The following is a 15,022-nucleotide window of genomic DNA, read 5'->3' as shown; positions in this document are numbered from 1 at the left end:
GGATTCGGCGGCGCCGGCGGCGGCGGCCGGTCGCGCGTGGCAAAGCCGCGCGGCAGCAGCCGTGCCGTTTCTATGCCGCGCAGGAACATGTTCTGGAACGGCGTGGCCAGATAGGGCAGCACCATGCCGATCACCAGCAAGCCCACGCCCAGGGTGACGGGAAAGCCGATGCCGAAGATGTTCAGCTGCGGCGCGGCGCGCGTTAGGATGCCCAGCGCCACGTTGGTCAGCAGCAGGGCGGCGATGATGGGCAGCGAAATTTGCAGGCCGGAACGGAAGATTTCCCCGCCCCAGGCCGCCAATTGCTGGAAACCGCCGCCGCTGATGGGACTCGACGAAATGGGCAGGCTGACGAAGCTTTCCGCCAGCGCCGCCAGCAAGACCAAGTGGCCGTTGACGGTCAAAAACATCAAGGTGGCCAGCATGACGAGGAACTGGCTGATGGCGGACGACCTGCCCTTGGTTTGCGGATCGAAGAACGAGGCGAAGCCCAGGCCCATGGTGAGGCTGCTGAGTTCACCTGCCATTTCGATGGCGGAAAACACAATGCGGATGGAAAAGCCCATGGCCAGCCCGACCAGCATCTCTTGCGTGAGGATCAGCAGACCGGGCAAGGACATCGGGTTGATGGCAGGCAAGGCCGGCACGGTGGGGGCGATGATCATGGCCAGCAGCGCGCCCAGGGTCACCTTGACGGTGGCCGGCACGGCCGCGTTGCCGAACAGGGGCGCGGCCGCGATCAGGCCGAGGATGCGGCTAAGCGGCCACAGCAGTGCTGCGATCCACGTGTTCAGTTCGATGCTGGACAGGGTCAGCATGGCAACAAGCGCGGCACTAGCCCACCAGGTTCGGGATGCCCGTGAACACCTGGCGCATGTAGTCGAGCATGACGGACAGCATCCACGGGCCGGCCACGACGATGGCGACGAAGATGCCGACCAGCTTGGGAATGAAGGACAGGGTCGCCTCGTTGATCTGCGTGGCCGCCTGGAAGATACTGACGATCAAGCCGATGATGAGGGCGACGAGCAGCATGGGCGCGGCCACCATCAGGGTGATTTCCATCGCATGGCGGCCCAGGGTCATGACGCTTTCGGGTGTCATCGTACTTCCCCTAGTAAAAACTCTGTGACAGCGAGCCCAGCAGCAACTGCCAGCCGTCGACGAGCACGAACAGCATCAGCTTGAACGGCAGCGAGATCGTCGCGGGCGACATCATCATCATGCCCATCGACATCAGCACGCTGGCGACCACCATGTCGATGATCAAAAACGGGATGAAGATGGCAAAGCCGATCTGGAACGCCGTCTTCAGTTCGCTTGTGACGAAGGCGGGCACGAGGATGCGCAGCGGCACGTCTTCCGGACCTTGCAGGGCAGCCGAACGCGACATCTTTGCGAACAGGGCCAGGTCGGCCTGGCGCGTCTGCTTGAGCATGAAGGTTTTCAGGGGATCGACGCCCTTGTCCATCGCCTGCTGCATGGTGATCTTGTTTTCCTGATACGGTTGATACGCATCCGTGTAGATCTTGTCGAACACGGGGCCCATGACGAACAGGGTCAAAAACAGGGCCAGCCCCACCAGCACCTGGTTCGGTGGCGCCGATTGCGTGCCGATGGCCTGGCGCAGCAGGGACAGCACGATGATGATGCGCGTAAAGCAAGTCATCATCAAGAGCGCCGCCGGCAGGAAGGTGAGCGACGTCATCAGGATGAGCGTCTGCACCGGCAGCGAGTAATTCTGGCCGCCGCCCGGCGCCGGCGTGCTGTTGAAGGCCGGGATGCCCGGTTCGGCCAGCGCCCACAGCGGCAAGGCCAGGGCGGCGGCCGCCAGCAGCCAGGTCAGGGGAGTCTTCAAGGTGGACCACGCCATCTGCTGCTTATTTCCCATTGCGTTTTTCGATGGTCTGTTTCAGCCACTCGGAAAAATTGGCGGCCGCGGGGCCGTTTTGCGCCGTCGCCAGCTGCGGCAACTCGCCTTCCTGGCGCGGCAGGGTGGCCAGCGCGTTGATCCTGCCGGGCGAGGCGCCGACGACGATCCACTGGTCGGCCACTTCGACGAGGACGATGCGTTCGCGCCCGCCCAGGTTGAGCGAACTGACGACGCGCATCTTGTTGTTGCCGCCCATGACCTTGGGGCCATAGCGTTTCATGAACCAGGCCAGGCCGATCAGCAGGGCCAGCACGAACATCAGCGCGAGGATGGTTTGCAGCAGGCTGCCGGCCGAGCTTGTCGGTGCCATCGTCATGGGCGCGCCCGCCGGCATGGCGGGCAGGGCGGCGGCGGGTGAGGCGGCGGCAGACGCGGCGGCTACCGCCGCGGCCGCTGGCGCTGTCTCGCTTGCGAGCGCGACGGAAGCACTGGCGGCGCCGGCCGCCGGCGCCGACGCGGCTGCCGGTTCCGCGTGGGCAATGCTGCATGCCGCCAGCAGCGGCAGCAGGGTGGAAATCAACAGGCCAGGCTTCATTTATTCAATTTTCGGATGCGTTCGGAAGGCGTGATGATGTCGGTCAGGCGGATGCCGAACTTGTCATTGACCACCACCACTTCGCCCTGGGCGATCAGGCAGCCGTTGACCAGCACGTCCATCGGTTCGCCGGCCAGACCGTCGAGCTCGACCACGGAACCCTGCGCCAGTTGCAGCAGGTTCTTGATGGCGATCTTGGTGCGGCCCAGTTCGACCGTCAGCTGCACGGGAATATCGAGGATGAAATCGATATCGTTGTGCGTTTCCGACTTCGATGCCTGCTTGGAAAAGTCCTTGAACACGGCGGCGCTGGCCGCGCTGGCCGTAGTGGCGGCCTGGTTCTGCAGCGCTTCGGCCTCCGCCTTGGCCTGCTCGGCAATGGCCGCGCCCCAATCGTCTTCCGCGCTTTGGTCGTCTTGGTTGTCAGACATGTGTTTCTCCTGTTGTACAGATGCGGGCCGCAGCACGGCCCGGGTATTTTTTAATGATTGTTCATGTTATCGGCATTGGCGAGGAGTTTCTCCACCTTCAATGCATATTGTCCGTTCAGCACGCCATACGTGCAATCCATCACGGGCACGCCATCGACGGTGGCGGCGATCAGTTCGGGAATATTCAGGGGGATGATGTCGCCCACCTTCATGTTCAAAATCTCGTCGAACGACACGCGCGCCGTGCCCAGCGAGGCCACCAGCTCGACTTCGGCGATCTGGATCTGCTGCGTCATCAGGCGGATCCAGCGCTTGTCCACTTCCAGCGCCTCGCCCTGCAGGCTCGAGGTCAGCGAATCGCGGATCGGCTCGATCATCGAATACGGCATGCAGAAGTGGATCTGTCCGGAAACGGAACCCAGTTCCACCGTAAACGTGGACGCCACCACCACCTCGTTCGGCGTGGCGATGTTGGCGAACTGCGTGTTCATTTCTGAACGGATATATTCGAATTCGACGGGGAAGACCGGCTCCCACGACTTGGTATAGGCCTCGAAGACGATGTCGAGGATGCGCAGGATGATGCGCTGCTCCGTCTGCGTAAAGTCGCGCCCTTCGACGCGTGTGTGGAAGCGTCCGTCGCCGCCGAACAGATTGTCGACCAGCAGGAAGACGAGGCCCGGATCGAAGACCATCAGGGCCGTGCCGCGCAGCGGCTTCATGTGCACCAGGTTCAGATTGGTCGGCACCACCAGATTACGGATGAACTCGCTGTACTTCGAGACGCGCACGGACCCGACCGACACCTCGGCGCTGCGGCGCAGGAAGTTGAACAGGCCCACGCGCAGCAGCCGGGCGAAACGCTCGTTGATAATTTCCAACGTCGGCATCCGGCCGCGCACGATGCGCTCCTGGGTTGCCAGGTTGTAGGTACGAACTCCCGTGACATCTTCCGGCGTCTGCGCGTCGTCCTGGTCTCCGTTGACGCCCTTCAGAAGGGCATCGACTTCTTCCTGGGAGAGGAAATTATCGGCCATGGCTGCTTATTGAATGATGAATGCGGTAAATAATACGTCCGTCACGTCCTGCTCCGGCCCTTTGTCCTCGAACGGCTGGTTCACCTGATTGATGATTTCGGCCGCCAGCTGCTGCTTGCCTTCCACGGTATTGAGTTCGGACGCCTTCTTGCCGGACAGTAGCAGCAACAAGCGGCTGCGCACTTTCGGCATGTTCAGTTTGATGCTATCCATTTCTTCCGGACTGCCCACCTGCAGGGTAAACGCGATCTGCAGATATTGTTCGCCATTTTCCGGCTGCAAGTTGACGGTGAAGGCATCGACGGGGACGAAAACGGGCGGACCGGCCTTGGAAGCGGCGTGTTTTTTCTTGCTGGGCGCCGCTTCTTCTTTATCGGCCTTGCCATGCAAGAAGTACCAGGCGGCACCGCCACCGACGCCGCCGGCCACCAGCACCGAGGCCAGCACGATGATCAGAAGCTTCTTTTTCGAGGCGCCGGCGGGGGCCAGGCCTGCATCTGCTTTCGGATCTGCTTTCATTTTTGGATTTGCTTTCAATGGTACTCGGGTGCATGGAAGTGGATCACGACGCCATTATGTCATTATCGGCAAATTCTGCGCAGAAGGATGCAGTGAAAAGAGGGCGGAAGCGCCCTCAACTCGCTGTTTTTAGACGAAAAGTTATGCCGCGGCGCGCGCCTGTGGCCTGCGGACGACGAATTGTCCTCAGGCAAAGGTATCGACGGCACTCAGGCTGGGTCGGCTGCGTCCGCCAGATGCCGGCGCGATGGCGATCTCGCCACCGGAGGCGCCGCCACCCTGGCCATTGCCACGGCGTTCGCCCGAGGCGGCGCGCTCGCCATGGTTTTGCTGTTCCGGCGTGCCGGCCGAGACGGTGGCGCTGCCGAAGGCGATGCCCGCTTCGCTCATCATTTCGCGCAGGCGCGGCATGGCCGCCTCCAGCGCTTGGCGTACTTCCGGCTGGGCCGACATGAAGGCGGCATCGGCCTGGTCATTGGTGACTGTCAGGACCACCTGCACGGGCCCCAGATCGGGCGGATTCAGGGTCAGGGTGGCGCTCTGGTCGCCGCCGGCCGCCATCCACACGACTTTCTGCCCCAGTTGCTGGTCCCAGGCCGGCGAGCCGACCCGGCCCGTCAGCTTGTCGGCCGGCACGGCCACGGCGGCCGCGGCCTGCTGCAGCGCGCTCGGCTGCAACTGGGCCGCAAGGCGGCTCAGGTCGGCAGGCGTTTCCTTGAGGATTGGTTCGGCTACGGCGGCGCCCGCCTTGGCGGTGGCCGCCAACTGGGCGTCGACGGCCAGCTTGCCCGGCTCGGCCTTGCCTGCCGGCACGCTGGCGCCTGGTGTGGCGGCCACTTTGCCCTGGGCCTGGCCCAGGCTGTCGGCAAAGTCGCCGCTGTCCGCTTGCGCGATGACGGTGGCGGCGGCCTTGCCGCTGCCCTGGCCGGCTGCCAGTAACGGCCCGGTTGCCAGGCCCTTGCCGTCGGCCTTGACGCTGGCGCGCGCCGGCAGTTCCGGCACGGCCTTGGCGGCTGCCACTGGCGGTTGGATGGCCAGCTGGATGCTGCCCACGAGGGCCAGCATCTCGGCGGCCGGATCGGCCGGCGGCGTGACTGTCGTCGCGGGAACGGCGGGCACGCTGGCCTCTGCCGTGGCGCTGTCACCGTCGCCGTTGGCGGGGGGCGCCGCCTCGGTAGCTGATGCGGGCGGCTGTTCGCTGCTGGCCGCCTGTTCGGTGCCCGCTTGCGCCGGCTTCGCTTCATTGGCGGGCGCCGGCGTCGCGGGCGCTGGCGTGGCCGCAGGACTGGCGGGGCGTGCCGGCGCCGGCGCTTGCGCCATATTACGGCTGGCCTGGCGTTGCTCGATCTGGCGGTTCAGGGTGCGCTGGAAGTCGCCCGGCGTGCCGCTGGCGGGCGCCTGGCCGCGGTTGGCGGCGCCGGGCGTGGCGTTTGGCGAGATGATCTGGGAAATCGGTGTTGGCTGGGTTTGCATGATGCTGCCTCAGTGTTGCTTAGCGTTTGTAATAGGCTTGTCGCGCCGCGTGCTCATCCATTGCTTTCTGGTCGCGCTTGTTTTCCAGCTTCAGCGCCTGTTCCTGCGCCCGGTTGTTCAGGGTGGTGTACGACATGCGCCTGCGTTCGGCCAGCTGCCAGCGCATCTTTTCATTCTCGCTGCGCGCCTGCGCATGCTCGACCACTTGCTGCTGGCCCATGATTGCGCTGTCGAGCTTGACCATGAAAGCCTGGAAGTTGCGGTAAGCCATGGGCGTGATGCCGCTGCTCATGCTCGCTTCGAAGCGCTTGGCATAGTCGTCGCGGTAGCCGGACAGCATGTCCAGCTTCTGGCGGCAATCGTCGAGCGCTTTCAGGGCCGCGCCCAGGCGCTTGGCGCAATCGTCCGTTTCGCGCTGGGCGAGGTCGATCAGGGTTGCAAGTTGGGAAGGAGAAGCCATGGCTGATTATATTCCCGCTATGCAAGTCCCAATCAGTCGAATAGAGCGGTAAGTTGCCCCAAGCTCTCGTCCATGCTGACCCGCTCCGTGATCTGCTGTTGCAAAAACGCCTCGATCTTTTCATGCAGGGCGATGGCCTGGTCCAGCACGGGGTCGGTGCCGGCGCTGTAGGCGCCGACGCTGATCAGGTCGCGGCTGCGTTCATAGCGCGAATACAGTTGCTTGAGCTTGCGCGCCCGCTGCTGGTGCTCGTGCGTGGTGATCGAGTGGGCGGCACGCGAAATCGATTGCTCGATGTCGATGGCGGGATAATGGCCCGCTTCGGCCAGGCGGCGGTTCAGCACGATATGCCCGTCCAGGATGGCGCGCGCCGAGTCGGCGATCGGATCCTGCTGGTCGTCGCCCTCGGTCAGCACGGTGTAGAAGGCCGTGATCGAGCCGCCGCCTTCCTCGCCATTGCCGGCCCGCTCCACCAGCACGGGCAGCTTGGCGAAGACGGAGGGCGGATAGCCCTTGGTGGCGGGCGGCTCGCCGATGGCCAGGGCGATTTCGCGCTGCGCCATGGCATAGCGGGTCAGCGAATCCATGATCAGCAGCACGTTTTGCCCCTGGTCGCGGAAGTGTTCGGCAATCGCCGTCGCATACGCGGCCCCTTGCAGGCGCATCAGCGGCGGCGTGTCGGCCGGCGCGGCCACGACGACGGAGCGTGCCAGGCCTTCGGGGCCGAGGATTTGCTCGATGAATTCCTTGACTTCGCGTCCGCGTTCGCCGATCAGGCCGACGACGATCACGTCCGCTTCCGTGTAGCGGGCCATCATGCCCAGCAGCACGCTCTTGCCGACGCCGGAACCGGCGAACAGGCCCATGCGCTGGCCACGGCCCACAGTCAGCATGGCGTTGATCGAGCGTACGCCCACGTCGAGCGTATCGACGATGGGCGCGCGGCCCAGGGGATTGGCGGGGCGCACGTTGATGGGGGCGCTGTCGGTCGTGTGCAGCGGGCCCAGCTGGTCAAGCGGACGGCCCGCGCCGTCGAGCACGCGGCCCAGCAGTTGCGGCCCGACGGGCAGGTGGCGCGCGCGGTCGCTGGGGCGGCGGCGCGGGTGCGCCACGCTGCCGGGGCGGGGGATGGCCGGCTCGACGGAAAACACGCGCGTGCCGGGCACGATGCCCTCGACGTCGCTTTGCGGCATCAAAAACAGGCGGTCGCCTTCAAAACCCACCACTTCCGCCTCGACCCGGCCGCCATTGGGCAGCGGCACGGTGCAGGCGGCGCCGACGGCCAGGCGCAAGCCCACGGCTTCCATCACCAGGCCGGCCACGCGCGTGACCCGGCCCGAAATTTGCATCGGTTCGACAAAGCCGACCACGGCCGAACAATCGCTCAGGTAGGCGCGCCAGCGCCCCGCATGGGCAGCAGGGCCTTTGACGGGCTCGCTCACGGCGCCAGCCAGTCCAGGTCTTTGCCCAGCGCATGCGTCAGGCGCTGCCAGCGGGTGGACGCTTGCGCGTCGATCTGGTTGCTGGCCGTGTCGATCTTGCAACCACCGCGTTCCACGCTGGGGTCTTCGATGACTCTCCAGCCGCCCTTGTCGAGCTCATCGCCGATGCCGTCGCGCACCACCTGCGCGTCTTCCGGGTTGAGCATCAGCAAGGCCGGCTGTTGCAGCACGGGCAAGTATTCGATGGCTTCGCGCACCATCGGCAGCATCAGCTCGGGGCGCACGGGCAGGGCCGTTTTCAGCATGCCCTTGGCCAGCTGCAGGGCCAGTTCCATCACGTCGTTGGCGATCAGTTCGTCGGCCTGGTGCACGGCCGTGCCGAAGTCGACGGCGATGGTTTGCAAATGCGCCAGTTCCACGGCCGAGGCAGCTTTGCCTTGTGCGTACGATTCGGCATGGCCGTCGGCATGTCCGGCCGCGTGGCCTTCCGCATAGCCGGCAGCGCGGCCTTCCTCGAAGGCCGTGGCGCGCGCTTCCTCGCGGATCGCGTCGAGTTCTTCCTGCGTCGGGTATTCGAGCGGCGGGGCCGGCTCTTCCTCGTGCAGCTCGGCAAATGGATCGAATTCCGGTTCGGGCTCCGGTTCGAGCAGCTTGCGCGCCGCCACCACGCTGGGGCGCTCGTCGCCAAACGAGGTCATTTCCCAGCGCTGGTAAGCGGTTTGCTGCTCTTTGGGAATCAAATTAGACAAACGAATCCTCGCCTTTTCCGCCTAAGACAATCTGTCCCTCGTCCGCCAGGCGGCGCACGATCTGCAGGATCTGTTTCTGCTGCGATTCCACTTCCGACAGGCGCACGGGGCCTTTCGATTCGAGGTCTTCGCGCATCATCTCGCCGGCGCGCTGCGACATGTTCTTGAAGATCTTGTCGCGCAGTTCCTGCGAGGCGCCCTTCAGGGCGATGATCAGCATTTCCGACTGCACTTCGCGCAGCAGCAGCTGGATGCCGCGGTCGTCGATATCGATCACGTTGTCGAACACGAACATTTCGTCCATGATCTTTTGCGCCATGTCGTTGTCGTAGTTCTTGATATTGTCCATGACGGAGCCTTCCTGCTCGCCGCTCATGAAGTTCAGGATCTCGGCTGCCGCGCGCACGCCGCCCAGCGATGATTTCTTGATGTTTTCGTTACCCGACAGCAGTTTCGTCAGCACGTCGTTGAGTTCGCGCAAGGCGGCCGGCTGCACGCCGTCCAGGGTGGCGATGCGCAAGACCACGTCGTTGCGCAGGCGGTCCGTGAAGTGGCCGAGGATTTCGCACGCCTGGTCGCGTTCCAGGTGGACCAGGATGGTGGCGATGATCTGCGGGTGTTCGTTGCGGATCAGCTCGGACACGGATTGCGAATCCATCCATTTCAGCGATTCGATGCCGGACGCATCCTTGCCGCCCAGGATGCGCGACAGCAGCACGGACGCCTTGTCGTCGCCCAGCGCCTTGGTGAGCACTTGCCGGATATATTCGTCCGAATCGAGGCCGACGGTGGAATTGAGTTCCGTCTGCGCGCGGAAGTCGCCGAGCACCTCGACCACCTGCTCGTGTGCGATGCCCTTCATGGTGGCCATGGCGGCGCCCAGTTTCAGCACTTCGCGCGGGCCGAGGAATTTCATGACCTCGGCCGCTTCGCTCTCGCCCAGTGCCAGCATCAGGATCGATGCTTTTTGCAGTCCCGTTGTCTCAGTCATTATTGCCTATCCATGCTTTGATGACGTTGGCCACCACGCGCGGGTCTTCCTGCGCCAGTTTGCGGGCCATCGCCAGGTTTTCGCGGTAGCCGCGCGCCGTGTCTTCTTCCAGTTCTTCCAGCTCCGCTTCGCTGAGCAGGACTTCGTTTTCCTCGTCCGTCTTCGGCAGTTCCGGCTCGATGACGGGCGGCGGGGCGCCGAAATCGTCGATCTTGCGCATCACGGGGCGCAGCATCGGGCGCACGATCTTGATGAAGATATACAGCAGGATCAGGGCCGTGATGAGGAATTTCGCCAGTTCCTTGGCCAGCGGCAAGTTGGCCGGATCGCGCCACCACTCGAGCTTGCCTTCCGGCGCGCGCTCGATGCCGTCGAACGGCGAGTTGGCCACGCTGAAGCTGTCGCCGCGCTCCTTGTTGTAGCCCATCGCTTCCTTGACCAGATTGTTGATCTGGACCATTTCGGCAGGCGAAATCGGCTTGACCGTGACCTTGCCATCCTTGTCGAAGCTGCGGCGGTAGTTGACGACGACGGCCACCGACAGGCGGCGCAGGCCGCCCATGGATTTCTGCTCGTAGCGCACGGTCTTGTCGACTTCATAATTCGTCGTCGATTCCTTCTGTGTCGGCGCCGTCGGCGCGCCAGCCGGGGCGCCCGGCGCCTCGGCCGTCAATGGCGCCGTCGCCACGCCTGGCGGCTGGTTCGACAGCGCGCCCGGCACGCCGGAAGGATTGGCATTGCCGGCGCCCGTCGATTCGCTCGTTTGCTGGCTGCGGATGGTCGACGCTTCCGGCGGCGAGTTCGGCTTGTAGGTTTCGGCCGCCTGCTCGCTTTGCGAGAAATCCACGTCGGCCGTCGCCTCGGCGCGCACATTGCCTTCGCCGACGATGGGCAGCAAGATCGATTCGACCTGCTTGATCACGCTTTGCTGCAATTGCTGCACGTATTTCAGCTGGTTCGGGTCCAGGCTCTTGATGCCGTTGGCGCGGTCCTTGTCCTTTTCCTGGTTCGACAGCAGGGTGCCGGCCTGGTCGACCACGGTGACATTGATCGGCAGCAATTCCGGCACGCTCGACGCCACCAGGTGCACGATGGCGCTCACCTGCAGCTGGTCCAGGCCGCGGCCCGGGTGCAGGTTCAGCAGCACGGAAGCTGTCGGTTTTTGCTGTTCGCGCACGAAGACGGACGGTTTGGGCAGCGCCAGGTGGACACGCGCCGTATCGACGGCGGACACCGATTCGATCGATTTCGCCAGTTCGCCCTCGAGGGCGCGCTGAAAATTGACCTGTTCGAGGAATTGCGAGACGCCGAGCTTCTGGTTTTCCATCAGCTCGAAGCCCACGTTGCCGCCCTTCGGCAAGCCTTGCGCGGCCAGTTTCAGGCGGGCGTCATGGACTTGCTCGGACGGCACGAGAATGGCGCCGCCGCCTTCGGAAAACTTGTGTTTGATGCCCAGCTGGTCCAGCGACGCGGTGATGGCGCCGCCGTCGCGGTCCGTGTAGTTGGAAAACAGGACTTTGTATTCGGGCGGCTGGTTCCACATGTACAGGGCCACGCCGATGGCAACCAGTGCCGCCACGCCCAGGCCGCGCAGAAAATTCTTGCCCATCGGCGTCTTGGCGAAGGCTTGCACGGACTCCACGGGCGAGCGGCCAGGCGCCGGTTCCGGTGGTATGCGGTTCACATCGATTTCTTCGGCTACAGCCATGATTGCCTTCCGGGGCGCGTATGTTTGCTAATGAGTGGGGGCCGCTTCCACTGGAGGAGGGGGCGATATGCAGAATTATCCGCCACTGTCACGCGCTTCAATCGTCCAAATAGAAGGCGCTTTTGCCGCCTGCTCGGCCGAGCGGCTGGCGTTGGCGCTGGTATTGTGGAACCCTGGCAACATGTGACGGAAGTTATTGTACCCGTCGTTGCCTTGCAAGCCAGGGTTTTGTTCTCTGGGTGCAACAGGCATGGAACAGTCATGAAGCACACGAGAATCGGGAGGCAAAGTGAAAACAGGCGGTATCGATAGCAGCAGGATCGAGGCGATGATCGCGCAACTGAAGTCGGCGGCCACGCGGCCGGAGGCGAAAATACCGGCGATCCAGACCGAGATGCCGGCGGCGAAGGTGAGTTTTGCCGATGCCTTCAAGAGCGCGCTGGACTCCGTGAGCGGCGCGCAACAGGCTTCGTCGGCGCTTGGGCAGCGCTTTACCATGGGCGACGAAAAGGTCAGCCTGTCGGACGTGATGGTAGCGATGCAAAAGTCGAGCATCGAATTCCAGGCGACGGTACAGGTAAGGAATAAATTAGTTGCTGCGTATCATGAGATCATGAATATGCAGGTATAAGGCTGGGGACAGACCGATCAGGTCTGGCCCCCGCTGTTAACCCAACCCCGCCATCCGTGCATTTCTCTCACGCTCCAGCCGCGTGATATAGCGCTGCACGTGCGCCAGCATGCTGCGCGGCAGGTCGACGAACTGGCAGCCGAGGCGGCGGTTCAGCTTGTTGTTCAGCAGGGTCATGTCCAGCGAATTGCGAATTTGTAAAGTCGCGGTGACGATGCCGACATCGGGCAAGTCGATGCGGCAGCCGGGATAGTCCCTGCCGATGGTTTCGCCCAGCATCAGTTTATTGTCGAGGATGGCGATGCCGCCGCAGCTGATGTCGGCCAGCGGAAACAGGGTATCGGCGCCGCCCAGCGAGGGCGGCAGGGGAATCGCCACGCGCACGGGATTGCTCACGGGCGTTGTCATGCGGTAATACTCGCGCCGCTGCAAGCGGATCAGTGTTTCAGGAATGGCAATTTTCAGGGCGGGCGTGCCGCCATAGTTGCACTCTTCCACCAAGGCGCTGGTAAACAGGATGCGGATCTTGTCGAGCGAGGTTTCAAACGAAATGCCGGTGGCGGCCACCATGCGCCGATTCTGGTCGGCGTTCACGGAACGGTCGAGGATGACGGTGTTGTGGTCGGCATCGACTTCCAGGATGGACGTGACGCACACATCGGACTCACCGTGGACCAGCATGCGGATCAGCTGGTTCTTTTCGCTGATGCCGCGCAGCAAGGCAATGATTTCCCGCCGCGATTCCACTTCAAAATCATGCCAGTTTTCGAGGCCGGAATCCAAAATATGTGCTTGCATTGATGCCTGTCTATGTATCGGTGAGGTTGACGCTGGTGTCGGGCGGCGGCGGAATCGGTCCGCCATTCGCAGATTCAATATGATATAACCAGGCCAGCAGTTCCGCAATCGCCCGATACAGGCCGGGCGGAATCTGGCGGTCCAGGTCGACATCCATCAGCAGCGCCACCAATTCCTTCGACTCATGCACGAAGACGCCATGTTCGCGCGCCGTGCTGATGATCTGGTCCGCGATCAGGCCGCTGCCCTTGGCCACCACCTTCGGCGCCGGCGTGCCGCTCTGGTAGGCGAGGGCGACGGCTGTCTGCGGCACCTTGCGCCTGGCGTCGTCAAGCATCGTCTTCTCCAGCCGCCGCCTGCGGCTTGCCGGCGATCGTCAATGATGACAATGGCCATCCGGCCGCGGCCAGCGACGCTTCCAGCCGCGCCGCATGCTGGCGCAAGGTATCGGCGCTGCCTTCGTTGCCCGCTTGCAGCTGGATGGCCACGCTGCCGCCCTGCAATACCACGTGCGCGGCCAAATCGCCCAGCAGGGGGAACTGGAAGCGCACATTGCTGCGCCAGGCCGTCGCTTCCTCGTCGTCCTGCGTGCCGGCGTGCTGCTGTCCCTCCGGCGCATCGCGGCTGATATCCCATTGCATCTTCTGCCCGGGCCAGGCTTCGCCCTGCCATTGCACGCGTGCCTGTTCGTGCGTATGCAGCTGCAAATTGATCAGTTGCGCCGAAGCGAGGTCGGTGCCCGTTTTGGCGATGTCGCCCTGTGCCGCCTTCTGCATTTGCGGCTCCAGCAGCAGCGACGCCAGCGGCCGCTTGCCCTCGGCCCATTCGGCCACATGCGATTCATAGAACAGGCCGCTGCTGCCGACGGCATCCTGCAGTTTCTGGGCTACCTGGGCCGGGGCGGCGTTTGGCGTGGCCATCAGCGGCGTCTTGCCGACCAGCGAGAGGGGCGCGCCGGGCACGCTTTCCGCCTGACTGAGCACCGTGCTGATGGCGCGCGCGGTGGTGCTCAGCTCGGGCGCCGGCGTGTCGCTGGCCAGGGCGGGCAGCAGATTGGCTGGCGTCAGCGGTGCGCGGCTGAGCAGGGTGGCGGCCGTGCTGCTGGCGCGCGTGCCGGCCTGGGCGGCGCCGGCCTGGGGGCCGCGCAGGTCGGCAGCCTCGGGCTCGGCTTCCGCGTCCGCATAGGTGAGCAGGGGGCTGGCGGGCTGGTCGCGGTTATTGCCGATTTGAAAAGAAGGGCGGGGATGGATACCGATCAAGGTCAGGGGAATCTCAGTGCCCGGCTGGGCGCCGGCGGGCAGCTGCATGCGGGCTGGCGTGCCGGCCACGCGCACGAGAAAGCTGCCGTCGCCCATGCGGGCCAGCACTTGACCCTGCATGGATTTGCCGATCAGTCCCTGCAGCGAGCGCTGGAACTCGGCCTGGCGCGGGTCGGCGACGGCATCGGCTGCCCGCGTGGACTTGACCGGAGTCAGGGGCGTCATGCCGATCGCATCCATCTTCGGCAACATGATAGCTAGCCTTGCCCCGTGGGCGTTTAGACGCCGTAGGCGTTGGCCAGGCGCCGCTCGGTGCCCGTGCTGTTGATCAGCTTGGACAATTGCGCCATCCACGGCATGGTGAGGTCGCGGATCTTGCGGTCGTCTTCCAGGATCTGCTTGATCAGGGCGACCTTGCGCTGGCGTCCGGCGCTTTCCAGCACGACTTTTTCTTCATTCGCCTTCAGCGCAGCCACATGCGCGCTGATGCGCTGTTCCAGCGCTTCGAGCTCGTCCCAGTCGGCGTTGGTAGCGGCGGTCACCATCCGGCCCGTCAGGGTCTGCATGGCTTCGTAGGTGGTCAGGACTTCTTGATGGGTCATCATGGATCAGGCGCTCGCAAGGCTGGGCATACGTTTCAAATCGGCGCCGGGAATGGCGGCCGGCGTGGCGCCGATGGCGTTCCAGGTTTCGCGCAGGTCGGTCAGCAGGCGCTGTACTTCTTCCAGCATGCCAAGATCGTTGTGGATGTTGGCCGCCAGCAGGCGCGCGCTCATGTATTCATACAGGGCGTCGAGGCCTTCGGCGATCTGGCCGCCCACTTCCTTGTCCAGGCTGGCGCGCAAGCCATTGTCGATGATCTGGATGGCTTTCGAGATGGATTTGCCCTTTTCCGGGATGTTGCCTGAATTCATGTGCATCTGCGCGCTGAGCACGGCCACCAGGGCGCCGTCGTACAGCATGACGATCAGCTTGTGCGGCGAGGCCGAGCCGATGCCCGTTTCCAGGCCGACCTTGGCATAGGCGTTGACGCCGCGTTGTTGGGTTCCAAACATA

Annotated in this window: 20 protein-coding genes; 1 reads left to right on the top strand and 19 read right to left on the bottom strand. The window is 64.0% G+C overall.

All coding sequences use genetic code 11. The annotated features are described in order from the left end of the window. The 14 genes from fliR to CBW66_RS29130 all read right to left on the bottom strand — a co-directional run. On the bottom strand, window positions 1-818 hold an 818-nt coding region (gene fliR, locus CBW66_RS25500; RefSeq protein WP_086153684.1), incomplete at its 3' end, for a flagellar biosynthetic protein FliR. 16 nt (window positions 819-834) lie between these two features. After that, entirely contained in the window at window positions 835-1,104 is a 270-nt protein-coding gene (gene fliQ, locus CBW66_RS25495; RefSeq protein ID WP_034754044.1) for a flagellar biosynthesis protein FliQ, read from the bottom strand. A 10-nt stretch (window positions 1,105-1,114) separates the two neighbouring features. Further along, on the bottom strand, window positions 1,115-1,891 hold the full coding sequence (fliP, locus tag CBW66_RS25490; RefSeq protein WP_086140146.1) for a flagellar type III secretion system pore protein FliP: 777 nt from the start codon (window positions 1,889-1,891) through the stop codon (window positions 1,115-1,117). Continuing rightward, window positions 1,881-2,468, bottom strand: coding sequence for a flagellar biosynthetic protein FliO (fliO, locus tag CBW66_RS25485; protein WP_086142979.1), 588 nt, complete (start codon window positions 2,466-2,468; stop codon window positions 1,881-1,883). Before fliO ends, fliP begins: the two co-directional genes overlap by 11 nt. After that, on the bottom strand, window positions 2,465-2,899 hold the full coding sequence (gene fliN / locus CBW66_RS25480) for a flagellar motor switch protein FliN (protein WP_070220130.1): 435 nt from the start codon (window positions 2,897-2,899) through the stop codon (window positions 2,465-2,467). The genes fliO and fliN overlap by 4 nt, the downstream gene beginning before the upstream one ends. Window positions 2,900-2,949: 50 nt before the next feature. Continuing rightward, window positions 2,950-3,936: a flagellar motor switch protein FliM gene (gene fliM, locus CBW66_RS25475; protein WP_070220128.1), complete on the bottom strand. Its 987-nt coding sequence runs from the start codon at window positions 3,934-3,936 to the stop codon at window positions 2,950-2,952. Between the two features lie 6 nt (window positions 3,937-3,942). Next, window positions 3,943-4,455 (bottom strand): flagellar basal body-associated protein FliL, encoded by a 513-nt coding sequence (gene fliL / locus CBW66_RS25470; RefSeq protein ID WP_086140144.1) that lies wholly within the window; start codon window positions 4,453-4,455, stop codon window positions 3,943-3,945. A 186-nt stretch (window positions 4,456-4,641) separates the two neighbouring features. Next, window positions 4,642-5,928, bottom strand: a complete 1,287-nt coding sequence (locus CBW66_RS25465; RefSeq protein WP_086140143.1) for a flagellar hook-length control protein FliK — start codon at window positions 5,926-5,928, stop codon at window positions 4,642-4,644. Between the two features lie 19 nt (window positions 5,929-5,947). Continuing rightward, window positions 5,948-6,388, bottom strand: a complete 441-nt coding sequence (gene fliJ, locus CBW66_RS25460; RefSeq protein WP_086140142.1) for a flagellar export protein FliJ — start codon at window positions 6,386-6,388, stop codon at window positions 5,948-5,950. Window positions 6,389-6,420: 32 nt separating this feature from the next. Further along, window positions 6,421-7,737, bottom strand: coding sequence for a flagellar protein export ATPase FliI (fliI, locus tag CBW66_RS25455; protein WP_230492076.1), 1,317 nt, complete (start codon window positions 7,735-7,737; stop codon window positions 6,421-6,423). Window positions 7,738-7,826: 89 nt separating this feature from the next. Next, the gene (locus CBW66_RS25450; RefSeq protein ID WP_086140152.1) at window positions 7,827-8,528 is read right to left on the bottom strand and encodes a flagellar assembly protein FliH; all 702 of its coding nucleotides are present in this window, start codon (window positions 8,526-8,528) and stop codon (window positions 7,827-7,829) included. 43 nt (window positions 8,529-8,571) lie between these two features. Then, window positions 8,572-9,570 (bottom strand): flagellar motor switch protein FliG, encoded by a 999-nt coding sequence (gene fliG, locus CBW66_RS25445; protein ID WP_034754023.1) that lies wholly within the window; start codon window positions 9,568-9,570, stop codon window positions 8,572-8,574. After that, complete coding sequence (gene fliF / locus CBW66_RS25440) at window positions 9,563-11,278, bottom strand: flagellar basal-body MS-ring/collar protein FliF (protein WP_086140140.1); 1,716 nt, start codon at window positions 11,276-11,278, stop codon at window positions 9,563-9,565. The genes fliG and fliF overlap by 8 nt, the downstream gene beginning before the upstream one ends. A gap of 75 nt (window positions 11,279-11,353) precedes the next feature. Continuing rightward, complete coding sequence (locus CBW66_RS29130; protein ID WP_170933031.1) at window positions 11,354-11,530, bottom strand: hypothetical protein; 177 nt, start codon at window positions 11,528-11,530, stop codon at window positions 11,354-11,356. 76 nt (window positions 11,531-11,606) lie between these two features. On the opposite strand from CBW66_RS29130, the gene fliE reads away from it, so the two are divergent. Beyond that, on the top strand, window positions 11,607-11,909 hold the full coding sequence (gene fliE, locus CBW66_RS25435; RefSeq protein ID WP_230492065.1) for a flagellar hook-basal body complex protein FliE: 303 nt from the start codon (window positions 11,607-11,609) through the stop codon (window positions 11,907-11,909). Between the two features lie 36 nt (window positions 11,910-11,945). Here the strand turns inward: fliE and CBW66_RS25430 are convergent, their stop codons facing one another. Genes CBW66_RS25430 through fliS form a run of 5 tightly spaced genes read right to left on the bottom strand, consistent with a single transcriptional unit; the run spans window position 11,946 to window position 15,021 of the window. Beyond that, window positions 11,946-12,707 carry a flagellar brake protein gene (locus CBW66_RS25430; protein WP_086140138.1) on the bottom strand — a complete coding sequence of 254 codons (762 nt, stop codon included), beginning with the start codon at window positions 12,705-12,707 and terminating at the stop codon, window positions 11,946-11,948. Window positions 12,708-12,717: 10 nt separating this feature from the next. Further along, complete coding sequence (locus CBW66_RS25425) at window positions 12,718-13,044, bottom strand: EscU/YscU/HrcU family type III secretion system export apparatus switch protein (protein ID WP_086140137.1); 327 nt, start codon at window positions 13,042-13,044, stop codon at window positions 12,718-12,720. Further along, window positions 13,037-14,218 carry a flagellar hook-length control protein FliK gene (locus tag CBW66_RS25420; RefSeq protein WP_086140136.1) on the bottom strand — a complete coding sequence of 394 codons (1,182 nt, stop codon included), beginning with the start codon at window positions 14,216-14,218 and terminating at the stop codon, window positions 13,037-13,039. Before CBW66_RS25420 ends, CBW66_RS25425 begins: the two co-directional genes overlap by 8 nt. Window positions 14,219-14,244: 26 nt before the next feature. Further along, window positions 14,245-14,571 (bottom strand): flagellar protein FliT, encoded by a 327-nt coding sequence (locus CBW66_RS25415; RefSeq protein WP_070222370.1) that lies wholly within the window; start codon window positions 14,569-14,571, stop codon window positions 14,245-14,247. Between the two features lie 3 nt (window positions 14,572-14,574). Beyond that, window positions 14,575-15,021: a flagellar export chaperone FliS gene (gene fliS, locus CBW66_RS25410; RefSeq protein ID WP_086140135.1), complete on the bottom strand. Its 447-nt coding sequence runs from the start codon at window positions 15,019-15,021 to the stop codon at window positions 14,575-14,577. Window position 15,022 lies beyond the last annotated feature (1 nt).

It is taken from the genome of Janthinobacterium sp. GW456P (assembly GCF_002127655.1).
Classification (GTDB): Bacteria; Pseudomonadota; Gammaproteobacteria; order Burkholderiales; family Burkholderiaceae_D; genus Janthinobacterium.
Note: the sequence above shows the minus strand (reverse complement) of the source record. Positions and strands in the feature narration are given on the sequence as shown.